The following is a 15,493-nucleotide window of genomic DNA, read 5'->3' as shown; positions in this document are numbered from 1 at the left end:
ATCGACGCCAGCGCGACTTTGGCTGCCTCTATCGATGCACGGCGACCTGCCGGCAGTATCACGCCAAATTCGTAGAGCAATCCGCGAAGCTGGTTGACCTGCATGACACGGATCCTGACAAGTTGCTGGCGTATGCGGTGCATCGCAAGCATGGCCTGCTGGTCTTCCGTCTTGACAGCTACGAAACGCATGCCGGGACGTTGGGCCGCTTCCCAGATCGCCGCGGCATCCGCGGCATCGTTCTTGTTCGACTTCACGAACGGTCAGACGAACTGGGCTGCGATGAGCCGCACGTCGTGGCCAAGCCGCGCCAGGACACGGGCCCAGTGATGGGCGCTGCCGCAGGCCTCCACAACGACACAAGTCGCAGGCCGGTTGGCGAAGAACGGCACGAGCTGGGCGCGTTTGAGCACCTTGCTGCGAATCGCGCCGGTCACAGGCTCGACGTAGTGAATCTGGAAAACGCGCTTGGCCAGGTCGATGGCAATAGTCGTGGGTTCCATCAGCTTTCTCCTTAACGGGATATCCCAACGGAGACGATACTCGGGCTCGACGTCGTCGCCGGGGTTGCTGCGGCGTCGGTTGGCCCGTTAAGGCGGGAGGCGACCATTCCATCTATAAAGCTACTACAATCCGTCCGGGTGATAATTAAGATTATGTCAACCAACACATGCTTCCAACTCACACCCCCTCATAAACCTCCCCAACCCCGGCTCAAAGCCCGGAAGGTATTCCATCCAGATCCGGCGGAGATCTCACCACAAGCACCGGAACGTCCGCGCGCCGCAAGAACGCTTCCGCAACGCTGCCGAGCAACAACCGCCCTATGCCGTGCCGGCCTTGCGTACCCATCACCATCAGACCAGCACCCTGGCGTTGCACGCAACGGCCGAGGCAGTGAGCGACATCGTCCGCTGCATTTTCTGTTTCCTCGATTTCCGTGTCGCCGGGCACGCCACATTCGGTCATGGCCCGGCGCGCTTCGTCGAGAGCAATGCGGCCGTCTTCACGCAGCACGTCGCGAAGCTGATCCGAATCGACATAGCCCGCATACCTGGACACGCCCCAAGGATGCACGATGTACACCGCGTGAAGCCGCGCCTGCGTAAGCTGCGCCATTTCGAGCGCTTCGTACAGCGCCCATCTGGACGACTCGCTGCCATCCAGCGCCACGACGATCTTCTGATACATGACCCGCTCCTCGTAGACGTTGCGGGCACCCCGCTCGACGGCCGGATGCCTGCTCATCGCTACAGCTAACTGGATCATCGGCGCGAATGCGCTGCGTCAACTGACCTGCATCAAGCAAGCGCGTGACAGATCGTCCGACTTCGCGTTCTCCCAGCCCGACCGGTCCGCGGTCGTCGGTGGAATGATCCAGATCAATGGACCCATCGCCATGAAGTGACCTAATCCACTTACCAAAAAAACGGCGAGGTCCGTCATGAAAAACCTGGCAGATTCACTCCCGGCATCCGCTTCCGCGAAGCCGGCCGACAGCGCTGCGAGCGTGGGCGCAAAACCATTGCGCCTCGGCTTGCTCACCGCTCTGGTGATCGGCTCGATGATCGGCAGCGGCGTGTTTTCCCTACCGCAGAACATGGCCTCGGGCGCCGGCGCCGCCGCCGTGCTGATCGGCTGGCTGATCACCGGCGCGGGCATGTTGATGCTCGCATTCGTCTATCAGACCTTGACGACGCGCAAGCCCGAACTCGACAACGGCATCTACGCCTATGCGCGGGCCAGCGCCGGCGACTTCGTCGGCTTCAATTCGGCGTGGGGCTACTGGGTCAGCGCGTGGATCGGCAATGTCGGCTATCTCGTCATCGTGTTCGGCACACTCGGCTACTTCTTTCCCGTGTTCGGCGACGGCAACACACGTGCTGCGGTGCTCGGCGCATCCATCACGCTGTGGATCATGCACGCGGTGATCCTGCGCGGCGTGCGCGGCGCGGCGGTGCTCAACGCGATCACCACGGTCGCCAAGATCATCCCGCTGCTGTTGTTCATCGCGCTCGCGGCAGCCGCATTCAAGGGCCATGTGATCGCGCAGGACTTCTGGGGCAGCGTGAAGCTCGGCAACGTGTTCACGCAAGTCAAGAGCACGATGCTCATCACCGTGTGGGTGTTCATCGGCATCGAAGGCGCGAGTGTGTTCTCGGCCCGTGCGCAGCGGCGCGAGGATATCGGGCGCGCGACCCTGCTCGGCTTCGCCGTCGTCCTGGTGCTGCTGATGGCGGTCTCCTTGTTGTCGCTCGGCATCGTCCCGCAAGGCGAGCTCGCCGCGATGAAGAACCCGTCGATGGCCGGCGTGCTCGACCGCGCGGTCGGCGCCTGGGGCGCGGTGCTGATCAGTCTCGGTCTGCTGGTGTCGGTCGGCGGTGCATTGCTGGCCTGGACCCTGTTGGCGGCCGAAACGCTCTTCACACCGGCGGACGGCGGCGTCATGCCGAAGTTTCTGGCCCGCGAGAATCGCCACGGCGTGCCAGCCAACGCGCTGTGGGTCACCAACGGACTGGTGCAGTTGTTTCTCATCATCACGCTCGTATCCAGCGCGACTTATCAGGCGCTCATCTCGCTGGCGACTTCGATGATCCTGGTCCCGTATCTGTTCTCCGCCGTCTACGCGACTCGCATTGCGATGCGCGGCGAAGGTTATGCGCCGACGGACAACACGCGCATCCGCGACCTGCTGATCGGCGCGGCCGCAACCGTCTATTGCTGCTGGCTGCTGTACGCCGCCGGTCCCAAGTATCTGCTGCTCTCCGCCCTCCTCTACGCACCCGGCGTGCTGCTGTACGGCTGGGCGAAACGCGAACGCGGCGCGCGTCTTTTCAAGCCCTTCGAAGTGGTGATCCTCGCGGCCCTGCTCGTTCTCGCCGCCGTGGCGGCATGGCTGCTGTCCACCGGCGCGCTCGGCCTTTGATCCGTCAATCTCCAGGAGAATCACAATGACATTCGGCGTTTATTCAGAAATCGGCCCGCTGCGCAAGGTCATGGTCTGCCGCCCCGGCCTCGCCCAGGCGCGCCTGACACCGGCCAATTGCCGCGAGTTGCTGTTCGACGACGTGCTGTGGGTATCGCAGGCGAAGAACGATCATTACGCGTTCGTCAGCACGATGCAGGAGCACGGCGTCGACGTGCTCGAGATGCACGATCTGCTGACCGATATTCTGCGCGGCCGCGAGGCGCGCGAATGGGTGCTCGAGCGCAAGCTCGCGCCCGGCACGGTGGATGATGAACTGGCCGCGCAACTGCGGCCCTGGCTCGATGAAATGAGCGCTGACGAGTTGGCCGAACGCCTGATCGGCGGGATCGTTCGAGCCGAGTTGCCGTTCGAGCCCGCCGGCCTGCTCGCGCAATGCACCCCGCCCTCGGGCTTCATTCTTCCGGCGTTGCCGAACACGCTTTTCACGCGCGACAGCAGTTGCTGGATCAACGACGGCATCGTGCTCGGATCGATGTACTGGCCGGCCCGGCAACAGGAAACGCTGCTTGCCGCCGCCATCTACCGGTTCCATCCGCTCTTCAGCGGCGGCACGCGCATCTGGTGGGGCGACCCCGACACGGATCACGGCGGCGCCACGCTCGAAGGCGGCGATGTAATGCCGCTATCGCGCGACGTCGTGTTGATCGGCATGGGCGAGCGGACCTCGCCGCAAGGCGTCGCGCAACTCGCGCGGGCGCTGTTCGCCCGCGAATCGGTCAAGCAGGTCATCGCCGCGCAACTGCCGCGCTCGCGCGGCGCGATGCATCTCGACACCGTCTTCACCTTCTGCGACCACGACCTCGTGACGATCTTTCCCGAGGTGGTCGACGCGATCCGTTGCACGACCTTGCGCCCCGGCAGCATGCCGGGTCAGCTCGACGTGCGGCCCGAGAGCGCGCCGTTCCTCGACGTGGTCGCCAGGGCGCTGGGCATCGCGACGCTGCGCACCGTCGCCACCGGCGGCGATACGTGGGAGTCCGAGCGCGAGCAATGGGACGACGGCAATAACGTGATCGCGCTCGCGCCGGGCGTGGTCGCGGCCTACAACCGCAACGTCTACACCAACACGCTTCTGCGCAAGGCCGGCGTGGAGGTCATCACGATTCCGAGCGGCGAACTGGGACGCGGCCGCGGCGGCGGCCATTGCATGACCTGCCCCATCGAACGCGCCCCCATCTGACGCCCGCGCGCACGTCGCACTTCTGGAGAATTCGCTCATGGCATTCAATCTACGCAACCGCAGTTTGCTGAACATGCAGGATTTCACGCCGCGTGACATCCGCTTTCTGCTCGACCTCGCCGCCGAACTCAAGCGCGCGAAATATGCAGGCAACGAAGTGCCGCGCCTCACCGGCAAGAACGTGGCCCTGATCTTCGAAAAGACCTCGACGCGCACGCGTTGCGCCTTCGAGGTCGCCGTGCACGACCAGGGCGGCCACGTCACCTACATCGATTCCAGCAGTTCGCAACTCGGCCGCAAGGAGTCGCTCAAGGACACCGCGCGGGTGCTCGGACGCCTCTACGACGGCATCGAATACCGCGGCTTTCATCAGAGCATGGTGGAGGATCTCGCGACCTATTCGCACGTTCCGGTATGGAACGGCCTCACCGACGAATTCCACCCGACGCAAGTGCTCGCCGATCTGCTGACCATGCAGGAATTCGGCGAAAAGCCGCTCCACGAACTGTCGTTCTGCTACCTCGGCGACGCCCGCTTCAACATGGGCAATTCGCTGCTGATCGGCGGCGTGCAGATGGGCATGGACGTGCGCATCGCGGCGCCGCGGGAGTTGTGGCCGAATGACGAACTGGTGGAACAGATGCGGCGTCTCGCCGAGCGAACCGGCGCGAGCGTGACGATCGTCGAGGACCCGCATGAGGCCGTGAGCAACGCGGATTTCATCTACACGGATGTGTGGGTGTCGATGGGCGAACCGGTTCAGGCGTGGGGCCCGCGCATCGATCTGCTGCTGCCCTATCAGGTCAACGCCGCGCTGATGAAAGCCACCGGCAAGGCGCGCACGCGCTTCATGCACTGCCTGCCCGCCTATCACAATCTCGATACGGAAACCGGCCGCACGATCCACGAGCATTTCGGCCTGTCCGAACTCGAAGTGAGCGACGAAGTGTTCGAATCGAATGCGTCGATCGTGTTCTCCCAGGCTGAAAACCGCATGCACACCATCAAGGCCGTGCTCGTGGCGACGCTCGCGTAAGGGACTTGAGATGCGCATTCTGATAGCACTGGGCGGCAACGCGCTGCTGCGCCGCGGTGAACCGATGACGATGGCGCACCAGATCGCCAATATCCGCCGTGCCGCGACGCAGATCGCGCGGCTTGCCGGTGAGCATCAACTGGTGATCGCGCATGGCAACGGTCCGCAGGTCGGACTGCTGGCGTTGCAGGCCGCCAACGGCAACGCGGAGGAAGCAGCGCCGCTCGATGTACTCGACGCCGAATCCGAAGGCATGATCGGCTATCTGCTCGAACAGGAACTGGCGAACGCGTTGCCGGCCGCGCGGCAGGTGGCCACCCTGCTCACGCGCGTCGAGGTCGATGCCGACGATCCGGCCTTCGCGCATCCCACCAAACCGATCGGCCCAGTTTATACGCAGGCGCAGGCCGAGCTGCTTGCGGCGCGTAATGGCTGGCGTATCGCGCCTGATGGAAGCGGCTTCAGGCGCGTCGTGGCGTCGCCGAAGCCTCGGCGTATCGACGCGCTGAAGCCGGTTGAATGGCTGCTGGAGCACGACGTGATCGTGATCGCGGCCGGTGGCGGCGGCATCCCGGTCACGCTCGCGGCGGACGGGCGAACGCGTACCGGTGTCGAGGCCGTGATCGACAAGGATCTGTGCAGCGCGTTACTCGCCGCGAATCTGAGCGTCGATCTGCTGCTGATCGCGACCGACGTGGATGCCGTCTATGCCGCCTGGCATACGCCGAGCGAGCGGGCGCTGGGGGAGATATCGGTGGCGGCATTGCGGTCGATCGTGTTTCCCGCCGGGTCGATGGGCCCCAAGGTGGAAGCGGCGTGCGATTTCGTCGCGCGTACCGGCAAGCGCGCGGTGATCGGCTCGCTCGAGCAGATCGAGGAAATGGCGGCGGGAACGGCGGGGACGCAGGTTACGCGGTGAGTGGGAGCGCGCGGTGTGGTCGATCGGTTCTTCGCGGTTGACCATGCCCTCGTCTCGTGGAATGGATTAGGCAATCCGGCTATCGCCGTTTAATACCGGCTTCGTAATCGGTATATCCGAGGGCACCTCAGGAAAGCTGTTTGACTGAATTTACAAAATATGCCGTCGGCATATTCAGGCTCGGCAATTCATGCCGCTCCACATTCATTGACATTGAATAACTGGCCGTTTCGTCTGAAGTTCCCTAAAATCGCGCGGAGCGCGGTCGCTCGATCCAATAAGACGAGGGAGCATGGGAGCGCAGGACATAATCGGGGCAATAAAGGGCGGACTCGTCCAGAGCGACCGTTTGCTGAAACTGGATAGTCCGCTGGGCGGTAATGTTCTTCTGCCGCAGCGGGTTATCGGCCATTCACGGATTGGCCGCCATTACGAATTTACGGTCGATGTCGTTTCCACTTCCGGCGCCATTGAACTCAAGACGCTGATTGCGCAGCCCGTCACGCTGTGGATCCAGCAGACCGACAAATCCTACCTGCCTCATCACGGCTACGTGCATACCGCGCGACGCCTCGGCTCGGATAACGGACTCACGAGTTATCAGCTCGGCTTTGCCTCATGGATGCACTTCCTGCGCTTTCGCAAGGATGCGCGGATCTGGCAGGACAAACCCGCCGACGAAATTCTCACCGATGTCTTCAACCTGCATCCACAGGCCCAGGGCGCATTCCGCTTTGCGCTGAGCAGGCCCCTGCCCGCGCGTTCGTTCTGCATGCAATACGAGGACGACTGGAATTTCGTGCATCGCCTGATGGAAAGCGAAGGGCTGTTCGGCTGCTTCGACCAGGCTGGCGACGGCAAGTCACATACGCTCGTCGTCACGGACAACCTGGACGCGTTCCGGCCGCTTTCACCCAAGACGGTCCGGTTCTATCGAGCGGGTACGAACAGCGAAACCGATGCACTGGTTCAGTGGTCGGGCACAAGAACACTTCAGAGCACCACGCTCACGACGCGCACCTTCGATTACAAGGCACCGGGTTCGTCCGCCAGTCCGAAGGGCACGACCGTGCCGACGCTTGCCACACAGGGCGACCTGCCGCAGCAGGCCGAAGTCTACGAATACACCGGCGCCTACACCTACGGCAGCCAGGACCGGGGCGATCACCTGTCGAAGATCCGCATGGAGGAATGGGAATCGCGGGCCAAGCGCTTCTTCGGTTCAGGCGGCGTGAGGCAGGCCGATGCGGGTCGCTGGTTCGAACTGGACGATCACCCCGGGCACGCCACCGACAGTGAACAGAACCGGCAGTTCGCCATGATCGCAACGTCGTGGTTCATTGAAAACAACCTGCCGGTTTCGAGTCAGGCCGCCGATTTCCCGCATAGCCTGAAAGGCGAACTGGCGATGGTCCGGGCGAATCATGAAAGCACAGCCAGTGCGTTGAAGGTCGCCCACGCCGATGGCAGCGAAGGCTTCTTCCTCGTTGAGATCGAGGCGCAACGCAAGGCCGTGCCCTACCGCAGTCCGTTCGAGCATCACAAGCCGGAGATGCATCTGCAGTCGGCAATCGTCGTCGGCCCGGCGAACGAGGAGGTCTACACCGACGCGCTCAACCGCATCAAGGTGCGCTTCCACTGGGACCGGCTCAACGACGGCGACGAGAAGGCGTCATGCTGGCTGCGGGTCGCGATGTCGGATACGGGCGGCGGCTATGGCGGCGTGCATGTGCCACGGATCGGCGAGGAAGTGCTGATCGAATGGGTGGACGGCGACTGCGACAGGCCGCTCGTCACGGGCCGGGTGTATAACGGCGCGACGCAACCGCACTGGCATTCGAACGGTCTGCTGTCGGGCTACAGGTCGAAGGAATATCAGGGCAGCGGCTACAACCAGATGGTGATGGACGATGCGACCGGCCAGAACCGCGTTCACCTCCATAGCAGCAGCACGAATGCGCATCTGCATCTGGGTTATCTGATCGCGCAGACCGGCAACACACGCGGCGCGTATCTGGGCAGCGGTTTCGACCTGAAGTCCGACGCCTACGGCGCGGTGCGCGCCGGCCAGGGCCTGTACGTCTCCACGCATGCGAAACCGGCAACGAGCCCGCAACTCGACGTGCGCGAGGCGAACTCGCAACTGGTGAATGCGGAAAGCGTGCTGGAAGCGCTGTCCGGGGCGAGCACCACGCATCAGGCTGAAAGTCTCGGGGACGGACACACTGCACTGAAGTCGTTCACCGATGCTACCCGGAACAATGTTTCGGGCTCGTCGTCGGGTGGCAGGACGGCGGGCGATGGAGCGGGCAGTGCCAATGCGTTCAGGGAGCCCGTCATGCTGTTCGCCAGCCCGTCGGGCATCGCGTTGTCCACGCAGAAATCGGCCCATGTATCGGCGGACGAACACATCAACTTCGTAAGCGGTCAGGGCACGCACATCGCGACCGGCAAATCGCTGATCGCGAGCGTGGCCGGAAAACTCAGCCTGTTCGTACAGAACGCCGGGATGAAGCTGTTCGCGGCCAGGGGCAAGATCGAAGTTCAGGCGCACTCGGACAACATCGAACTGACGGCGCAGAAGACGATGAAGCTGCTGTCGGCAACAGAGAAAATCGAGGCGGCCGCGAAACAGGAAATTCTTCTGACATCGGGCGGTGCCTATATCCGCATGACGGGCGGCAACATCGAAATTCACGCGCCTGGCAAGATTGATATCAAGGGCAGTCAGCATGCATTCGCGGGACCGACACACATGTCCACTGCCCTCCCCGCCATGCCCGGTTCGGAAGGTAGCTACGATCAGGCGTTTATTGCGCATTGGGCCGGCACGGATATCCCCGCAGCCAATATGAAATTCCAAATGTTCTCCGACGGCACGCTCATTTCGCAGGGTGTCACGAACGAACTGGGTGAAACAGGGCTCACCCAAAGTCACGTGCCGAAGGATGTGGTCATTAAATTTCTGGAGAACCATTGATGGCAGACAAGCAGGACTCCGTCTTGGGAACGGGGGCGGCAATGCTGACACCCAGCGGATATCAAGTCCGCCCGAAGGTCGCGCTGAGCAGTTGCAACAGGACAGTGCCACCAGCGGCACCGTCGATTATCGGAAAGTGTCCGTACTACTACCAGCCACTGCATGGTGAATATCTTGAGACGGTGGAAAAGGTCAGCGTCTCGAGCGCATGGGAAACGGTGAAGGCTTTCGCGACCTCGTGGGATCCGTGGAAGGACAAGGAAGTCGCGCGCCGTTTGCTGCATCGTCGCGAGCAACTGATTGCGCCTGAGAGCACGGATTCCGACTGGTCGCGTCATGGCAATTTCATGATGCGCCATGTCGGGTGTGGGCATAAGCCGCCCTCGTACTACGTCAGCTATGGGTATTACTATTGCTCGAACTATGGGGCGAAGTTGTATCCGAGATTGAGTCCGGAGGGGCAAGCGTGGTTGCGAAGTGCCAGAAAGCTTCTGCAGACGAACATGGAAGATGGCTTACGCCAAAACATGGAGCATGATGGTATTCAAATGGACAGTCTGAAACCAGGGAACGGCAGCATCGACTTTCCGGTGCAACGGTACATGCTTGAGCTTGACGACAATACCTTCAAATCCTTTGCATTCAAGACGCATCCTTTAGCATATCTGGATGGAGGTCTTGCAGATCTTCCGATTCTGGATTTGGCAAAAATCTCGGCGCAACCGAACATCCAGGAATGGGGCGACATACGAACGTGGGAGCAGGCCGTTGACAGCGGAAAAGTGGTTCTGCCGCATATGATTAACCATTCTGACATCGACGATCCAGTCGGCAAGGCACTCGGTCGCCTGCTGGCAAAATGACATGCAAAAATCGAAACGCTGGACGATGCTATTAGGCGGTCTTGCTTTGCTGGCCGCTTTAACCTACGGATATCAGAGCATGACAACAGGCTGGGAAACGGTCACGACATCTTTTGCAAAAGGTGACAAACCCTATGGCGGGGGCGCATTTCGTATTCGCGGCGACGACATCATCAGCCTCAAGACTGCAGGACCAGAACTGAAGTTCAAGCCGGCAAGTGAACTCAAAAATCCCGAGGTCGCGGAGTTTACCGAAGCGTGGATGGATGATTCTTCCGAACGGCTAAATCGACGCACAGTAGCTTTCCTAAAAGGAACGTTCAGTGGTGGCTTGACGCGCACGTTCCAGCAACGCGGTCAGAATGCCGTCTGGTGGTACTCAAAAGACTGGCGCACGGTGTACGTCAGCACCGGATGGATGGATTACAAGGTACCGCACGCTGCTGACGAGCAGGCCCCGCAGATCACCAAACTCTGGCGCTCCAGCGACGGCGGCCAGAACTGGACCCAATTGAGCTGGCAAGAGGACCACAACATCGGCCAGTTGCTGTTTCTCGATCCGCAGCGTGGTTATGCAATCGGCTGGGGGCCCCACGTATGGCGCACGGCCGACGGCGGTCAGTCATGGCGAGAAATAAAGGTGCCGCCGCTAGCCAACACCGGCAAGCCGCGCAGAACCTTCGACGCGGTCAATCTCGGCCCCGATGGCGTGCTGCGCGTTGCCTACTACGTCGAACAATTGGGCGAGCTCAAAACATCGAGTCTTATCTACCGAATGACGTGGGACCAGCAGGACTTCGAGCAGGACGTGGTGCTGCCGAACCAGACGGTAGTCGACCTGCAATCGTCACCGGAGACGACCGGCGGCTATTCACTGTATGCGTTATCCCGCCTGGGCGCGCCGCGCAACTGGGACGACCCGAGCGACAAGGGACACCGCACGGGCGCACTCTCGGTATGGGCGAACGTCCAGCGCCCCAATGTGCAGCAGTTGCATACGTTCGACGACCGCCTGATGCTCGATGGTCTCAGCGCAGGAAGGCAAGGCGTGCTGCTGGTCTATGCCACTGATGCGACGGGCGATGGCGCGCCGGTCGATCTCACTTTCATCAGCAAGGATTCCGGCAAATCGTGGAACGAACTCAATGATGGCGCGGCCCAGGGCGGCTATTTCGACCCGGATACCAACACCCAATACGCACTGTTCGCCTACACGCTGAAGAAACGGAAACTGTAGCGATTCAACCCAATGCGCAACGCGCCGTAAAACCGCTGTAAAACCCTAACCCGCCCCCGCGACAGGCGGCCGAGCGCAGCTTTCGCCAGCTCAACCGCTCCCACCGTCTCACAGAGATGACGACTGCCCCGCGAAACCTCGCGGGGCTCGTTTCGTACTCTTCCCACTACCCATCACTACCCATCCTCATCCCCGCAGCAGCACCCACAATCAAATCCCCGGCATCATCTGATACGGCTCCGTGTGATCCTCAACGCCTTTAACACCGGGTATGTTCTGCGCCGCCACACGAACCGCATCGACCGCTTCCGTCGATTGAAACACGCCCCACAGATGCACGACGCCGTCGCTGACGACGATATTGCGGCCCGCGAACGCCCACTTGCGGCCCGCGAGTTCGCCCATCAACATCGCGCGGATCTCGCCGTCCGACAGCGCGACATCCGATGTCGGCTCATCCGGCACGCTCGCCAGCGCCTGCACGAGATTGGCGCGGCTCACGATACCCACGAGTTGCCCCGCCATCATCACGGGCACGCGTTTGATGCGCCGCGTTTCCAGAATGCCGGCCACTTCGCCGAGCGGCGTGTCGGGCCGAACGCTCAGCACCTCGGCGGTCATCACGTCGCGCACCTTGGCGCCGTGAGTCTTGACGTAATCGCGTGCTTCATGGTCCGCGGACCAGAGATCGAGCCACGAGGTTCGCGTGCGCTCATCGGTGCCGATTTCGCTGCGGCGAAGCAGGTCGCCTTCGCTGATCATGCCGACGACATCGCCGCCGGGGCCCAGGACCGGTGCGCCGCTGATGCGGTTATCGACGAAAATTCTGGCGACCTCCCGCACGGTCATGTCGGGTGAAACGGATATGACATTGGTGGTCATGACATCGGATGCGCGCATGGTAAGCCTCCTCAACAGTTGGGATACTTGAATTCGCGGGACCGGCCGTCGGGACGCCGGTTAAGCCCTCTTGTGCCTTGAGATTAGGCCGATGCGGGGTCGTCCCGTTTGACGTGGATCATCCCGAACGCTGGCGCGCGCATCCACCGATAGATGACTCAGGTCAATTACGCCGCATCCGTGAAGACGATACTGGTTGCCACGCAATCTTCGTCTGGAGAAAGGTCATGGCCCAAGTTATGAAAGCTGCTGTCGTTCACGAATTCGGCGCTCCGCTGCGTATCGAGGAGGTTCCCGTTCCGAAGCCCGCGCGCGGACAGATCCTCGTCAACATCAAGGCGTCGGGCGTCTGTCACACGGATCTTCACGCGGCCGACGGCGACTGGCCGGTCAGGCCCACACTGCCCTTCATTCCCGGCCACGAGGGTGTCGGCTATGTCGCCGCCGTCGGCGAGGGCGTCACGCATGTCAAGGAAGGCGACCGCGTCGGCGTGCCGTGGCTGTATACCGCCTGCGGTCATTGCGAGCATTGTCTCGGCGGTTGGGAAACGCTCTGCCACGAGCAGCAGAACACGGGCTATTCGGTCAACGGCGCCTACGCCGAGTACGTGCTCGCCGATCCGAACTACGTCGGCCACTTGCCGTCGAATGTCGCCTTCGAAGATATCGCTCCGATTCTCTGCGCCGGCGTGACGGTGTACAAAGGCATCCGCATGACGGACACGCGGCCGGGTCAATGGATTGCGATTTCGGGCATCGGCGGCCTGGGCCACGTCGCGGTTCAATACGCGATCGCGATGGGCCTGCGCGTGGTCGCGGTCGACATCGCCGACGATAAGCTCGCTCTCGCCCGTGAACTCGGCGCGGCGCTCACGTTCAACGCCGCCGAATGCGACGCCGCCGCGGCGATCCAGAAGGAAATCGGCGGAACGCATGGCGTGCTCGTCACCGCCGTATCGCGCGGCGCTTTCGCTCAGGCACTGGGCATGGTGCGCCGCGGCGGCACCGTCGCGCTGAACGGCCTGCCGCCGGGCGACTTCCCGCTGCCGATCTTCTCGACCGTGCTCAACGGCATCACCGTGCGGGGTTCCATTGTCGGCACCCGCAAGGACTTGCAGGAGTCACTCGAATTCGCCGCCGAAGGCCGCGTGCGCGCGCGGATTCATCTGGACCGGCTGGACAACATCAATCATGTTTTCGCGGAACTGAAGAGCGGTCGGGTCGATGGCCGGATCGTGCTGAAGCTCGATTGATCGGTGGATTTGCAGGGGCACGACGGCGGACACAACACGGGCGCAAGCGCTTGACCGGCTCGCGCCCGGCACGAAGTCATGGAGTCGTGGCGAAGCGGTGAATCACGAACGAGAGCGTCACGAACGAGAGCCGGAAATCACGCCGCCCCGGCAGAACACTCGCGTGGCACGACCGACAACGTGTTCGACATCTTGAGTCCCAGCCATTGCATGCCTTCGCGCAATCCTGCCAGTACGGCTTCGCGCTCCGTGGGAAAAATACTGCTGTGCCTGAACTCGTGCCTGAACACTCCCGCTGGCGTCCGATGGCTGAGTTCGATCGAGCAATCGAAGCCGCCCGCCGCGCAATGCGTGGTGGCGGCGACCGACCAGTCGCCCTCGCCCGCGTTACCCGAAATCGTCATGAGTCGTTCCTCGTTGATGCGTCGCCGGCAATCCGTCGCGCACGGTGACGGCTGCATGAGTGGCGTCGGCCATGTCGCGGCGAGCTGGCGGTGCCTACCTCACCGTCAGATTGTCGATGACCGCATGCACGCCTGGCGCCGACCATGCCGCGCCGCGCGCGGCCGAGCGCTCCGCCAGCGAGCCGACCGTGCCTTCCAGCGTGACCGTTCCCTCGTGCACCTTCACGCCGATGTGCTTCGCCTCGCGCTCGGCGTGGCGTTGCAGCGCGCGGCCGATCTGCTCGCCGATATCGTGCGCGGCCGCGTCGCCCCCTATCCTGATGAGGTTCGAAACCCCTGTCACGCCGCGCATGTGCGAAATCGTGCGCGTGGCGACGTGGCTTTGATACGCCCAATCGACTTCACCGCCCAGCGTCACCCAGCCCTTCTCGACCTGCACCTTCACGGCCTCTTCGCTCAACCCGACGGTCCAGTGCAGAATGGTGCGGACCGCGCTGGCGATTTCCTCGTCGGTGCGAACGTCCTTGTGCGGCAGCCGAATCGCCATCTCCACGACGACCGCCTTCACGCCGGCCACGCGCTGCGCGGCCTTCTCCGCCGCGAGCTTCTCCGCATAGCTGACCGGGTGGCCCGACAGCGTCACGACCCTGTCATGCACTTCGACACCGATGTCCGCGACGTTGACCGCCGGATCCCAGGCCAGTTCGTCTTCGACCTGCCGTTTCAATTCCATGTCCGACTTCATTGCGTGCTCCTCGTTTGCGTGCAGCCATGCGCCGTCGTGCGGCGAATCACCCGTTCGCGCTCTTTCATGTCGTGACGGGCATGCCGTATCACCGACTTTAGGCTCGGCGGCGAGACGCCGATTGACGTGCGTCAAGCACCCCGCATCGTGAAGACGCCGGCTGAGCGCGGCGCCGAATCACCTCGATGCCGCCGGCGATGCAAGCAGCGCGGCCTAGCCGCCATGTCGTTGGCCTCGCCGCTCGCGACCGCCGGACGACGACGGCGGCTGGATCGAATTCGCCGAATTGGCCGGCGCGGCCTGACTGGCGCCGCCGCGGTCTGCGCGCCGGTAAGGCATGCCGGCCGTCGCGCCTTGCATGTACTGCAACCACTCCTGCCACGGCTGCATGACCGGATTCATGGGGACATGCGTCGGCCATTGCTCGCTCCACGCCGACTGCCACGTTGCCAACGCTTCGCGCAGGCCCTCGCCATAGCCGCTTTGCAGCCGCACCGCGGAACCCAGGCCTTGCTGCCAGAGACTGGCGGTGGTTGTCAGGTACTCGCGCGCCACGCTCTGGCAGGACGCCGCGAATTCATTCCAGTCACGCGCCGTCGAGGCCGCATTGCTAATCGCCTGCGTCGCCGCCAGGTCGCGCCGGACGCGTTGCATGTGGAACTCGCCGGCCTGTTGCCGCGCTTCGTGGCCGAAGCTCAGCATTTGCAGCGCGAATGCAAGATTCGCGCGGTACAGATCGAACGGGGTGACGGATGGGTCTGTCATGATGAATCTCCTGACGTAATGAAGCGGTCCGCACGCGGGCAGCGAGACGCTGCGGCGAGTGCTTGCGCGGCGGCACTGCGTCCAATGTAGGCGCGGGCGTCTGAAGCCCGTTGATTTGCGTCAATCGACTTGCGTCAATCGCGAGGGCTTACCGTCAACGTGAACTCGAACGCTCTGCGCGTGCCCTGAGACAGCCTCTCCACGCGTTGGCCGGCGTGTGGC

13 protein-coding genes and 1 pseudogene are annotated in these 15,493 nt (G+C 62.7%); 8 read left to right on the top strand and 6 right to left on the bottom strand.

What is annotated here, in order from left to right; all coding sequences use genetic code 11:
• A pseudogene (locus tag ACTJLC_RS24105) lies at positions 1-503 on the bottom strand (IS110 family transposase); the annotation flags it as partial.
• Between the two features lie 211 nt (positions 504-714).
• Complete coding sequence (locus ACTJLC_RS24100) at positions 715-1,191, bottom strand: universal stress protein (RefSeq protein WP_310132686.1); 477 nt, start codon at positions 1,189-1,191, stop codon at positions 715-717.
• 253 nt (positions 1,192-1,444) lie between these two features.
• On the opposite strand from ACTJLC_RS24100, the gene arcD reads away from it, so the two are divergent.
• The 7 genes from arcD (at position 1,445) to ACTJLC_RS24065 (ending at position 11,204) form a co-directional block, all read left to right on the top strand.
• Positions 1,445-2,926, top strand: coding sequence for an arginine-ornithine antiporter (gene arcD, locus ACTJLC_RS24095; RefSeq protein ID WP_310132605.1), 1,482 nt, complete (start codon positions 1,445-1,447; stop codon positions 2,924-2,926).
• A gap of 25 nt (positions 2,927-2,951) precedes the next feature.
• Positions 2,952-4,169 carry an arginine deiminase gene (locus ACTJLC_RS24090; protein ID WP_310132602.1) on the top strand — a complete coding sequence of 406 codons (1,218 nt, stop codon included), beginning with the start codon at positions 2,952-2,954 and terminating at the stop codon, positions 4,167-4,169.
• Positions 4,170-4,206: 37 nt separating this feature from the next.
• On the top strand, positions 4,207-5,205 hold the full coding sequence (argF, locus tag ACTJLC_RS24085; protein WP_310132600.1) for an ornithine carbamoyltransferase: 999 nt from the start codon (positions 4,207-4,209) through the stop codon (positions 5,203-5,205).
• Between the two features lie 10 nt (positions 5,206-5,215).
• Positions 5,216-6,124: a carbamate kinase gene (arcC, locus tag ACTJLC_RS24080; protein WP_440845434.1), complete on the top strand. Its 909-nt coding sequence runs from the start codon at positions 5,216-5,218 to the stop codon at positions 6,122-6,124.
• Positions 6,125-6,416: 292 nt separating this feature from the next.
• Positions 6,417-9,104 carry a type VI secretion system Vgr family protein gene (locus tag ACTJLC_RS24075; protein ID WP_440845432.1) on the top strand — a complete coding sequence of 896 codons (2,688 nt, stop codon included), beginning with the start codon at positions 6,417-6,419 and terminating at the stop codon, positions 9,102-9,104.
• Entirely contained in the window at positions 9,104-9,967 is an 864-nt protein-coding gene (locus tag ACTJLC_RS24070) for a hypothetical protein (RefSeq protein WP_310132592.1), read from the top strand. Before ACTJLC_RS24075 ends, ACTJLC_RS24070 begins: the two co-directional genes overlap by 1 nt.
• 79 nt (positions 9,968-10,046) lie before the next feature.
• Complete coding sequence (locus ACTJLC_RS24065; RefSeq protein ID WP_310132682.1) at positions 10,047-11,204, top strand: glycosyl hydrolase; 1,158 nt, start codon at positions 10,047-10,049, stop codon at positions 11,202-11,204.
• 210 nt (positions 11,205-11,414) lie between these two features.
• Here the strand turns inward: ACTJLC_RS24065 and ACTJLC_RS24060 are convergent, their stop codons facing one another.
• The gene (locus ACTJLC_RS24060; protein WP_310132590.1) at positions 11,415-12,104 is read right to left on the bottom strand and encodes a CBS domain-containing protein; all 690 of its coding nucleotides are present in this window, start codon (positions 12,102-12,104) and stop codon (positions 11,415-11,417) included.
• 227 nt (positions 12,105-12,331) lie between these two features.
• On the opposite strand from ACTJLC_RS24060, the gene adhP reads away from it, so the two are divergent.
• Positions 12,332-13,357 carry an alcohol dehydrogenase AdhP gene (gene adhP / locus ACTJLC_RS24055; protein WP_073431475.1) on the top strand — a complete coding sequence of 342 codons (1,026 nt, stop codon included), beginning with the start codon at positions 12,332-12,334 and terminating at the stop codon, positions 13,355-13,357.
• 137 nt (positions 13,358-13,494) lie between these two features.
• On the opposite strand, the gene ACTJLC_RS24050 is transcribed toward adhP, so the two are convergent.
• The 3 genes from ACTJLC_RS24050 to ACTJLC_RS24040 all read right to left on the bottom strand — a co-directional run bounded on the left by ACTJLC_RS24050 (position 13,495) and on the right by ACTJLC_RS24040 (position 15,271).
• Complete coding sequence (locus ACTJLC_RS24050; RefSeq protein WP_310132588.1) at positions 13,495-13,761, bottom strand: UDP-glucose 4-epimerase; 267 nt, start codon at positions 13,759-13,761, stop codon at positions 13,495-13,497.
• Between the two features lie 94 nt (positions 13,762-13,855).
• On the bottom strand, positions 13,856-14,506 hold the full coding sequence (locus ACTJLC_RS24045; protein ID WP_114162462.1) for a BON domain-containing protein: 651 nt from the start codon (positions 14,504-14,506) through the stop codon (positions 13,856-13,858).
• A gap of 213 nt (positions 14,507-14,719) precedes the next feature.
• Positions 14,720-15,271 carry a hypothetical protein gene (locus tag ACTJLC_RS24040; RefSeq protein WP_310132583.1) on the bottom strand — a complete coding sequence of 184 codons (552 nt, stop codon included), beginning with the start codon at positions 15,269-15,271 and terminating at the stop codon, positions 14,720-14,722.
• Positions 15,272-15,493: the final 222 nt, after the last annotated feature.

This window comes from Paraburkholderia sp. 22099, assembly GCF_052045835.1.
Classification (GTDB): domain Bacteria; phylum Pseudomonadota; class Gammaproteobacteria; order Burkholderiales; family Burkholderiaceae; genus Paraburkholderia; species Paraburkholderia terricola.
The sequence above is the reverse complement of the archived record's forward strand: the minus strand, read 5'-3'. Positions and strand labels throughout refer to the sequence as shown.

What these genes read in the sequence shown, in the direction of transcription:
- ACTJLC_RS24100 (WP_310132686.1), bottom strand. Translation starts at nt 1,191, where the DNA reads ATGTATCAGAAGATCGTCGTGGCGCTGGATGGCAGCGAGTCGTCCAGA.
- arcD (WP_310132605.1), top strand. Translation starts at nt 1,445, where the DNA reads ATGAAAAACCTGGCAGATTCACTCCCGGCATCCGCTTCCGCGAAGCCG.
- ACTJLC_RS24090 (WP_310132602.1), top strand. Translation starts at nt 2,952, where the DNA reads ATGACATTCGGCGTTTATTCAGAAATCGGCCCGCTGCGCAAGGTCATG.
- argF (WP_310132600.1), top strand. Translation starts at nt 4,207, where the DNA reads ATGGCATTCAATCTACGCAACCGCAGTTTGCTGAACATGCAGGATTTC.
- arcC (WP_440845434.1), top strand. Translation starts at nt 5,216, where the DNA reads ATGCGCATTCTGATAGCACTGGGCGGCAACGCGCTGCTGCGCCGCGGT.
- ACTJLC_RS24075 (WP_440845432.1), top strand. Translation starts at nt 6,417, where the DNA reads ATGGGAGCGCAGGACATAATCGGGGCAATAAAGGGCGGACTCGTCCAG.
- ACTJLC_RS24070 (WP_310132592.1), top strand. Translation starts at nt 9,104, where the DNA reads ATGGCAGACAAGCAGGACTCCGTCTTGGGAACGGGGGCGGCAATGCTG.
- ACTJLC_RS24065 (WP_310132682.1), top strand. Translation starts at nt 10,047, where the DNA reads ATGACAACAGGCTGGGAAACGGTCACGACATCTTTTGCAAAAGGTGAC.
- ACTJLC_RS24060 (WP_310132590.1), bottom strand. Translation starts at nt 12,104, where the DNA reads ATGCGCGCATCCGATGTCATGACCACCAATGTCATATCCGTTTCACCC.
- adhP (WP_073431475.1), top strand. Translation starts at nt 12,332, where the DNA reads ATGGCCCAAGTTATGAAAGCTGCTGTCGTTCACGAATTCGGCGCTCCG.
- ACTJLC_RS24050 (WP_310132588.1), bottom strand. Translation starts at nt 13,761, where the DNA reads ATGACGATTTCGGGTAACGCGGGCGAGGGCGACTGGTCGGTCGCCGCC.
- ACTJLC_RS24045 (WP_114162462.1), bottom strand. Translation starts at nt 14,506, where the DNA reads ATGAAGTCGGACATGGAATTGAAACGGCAGGTCGAAGACGAACTGGCC.
- ACTJLC_RS24040 (WP_310132583.1), bottom strand. Translation starts at nt 15,271, where the DNA reads ATGACAGACCCATCCGTCACCCCGTTCGATCTGTACCGCGCGAATCTT.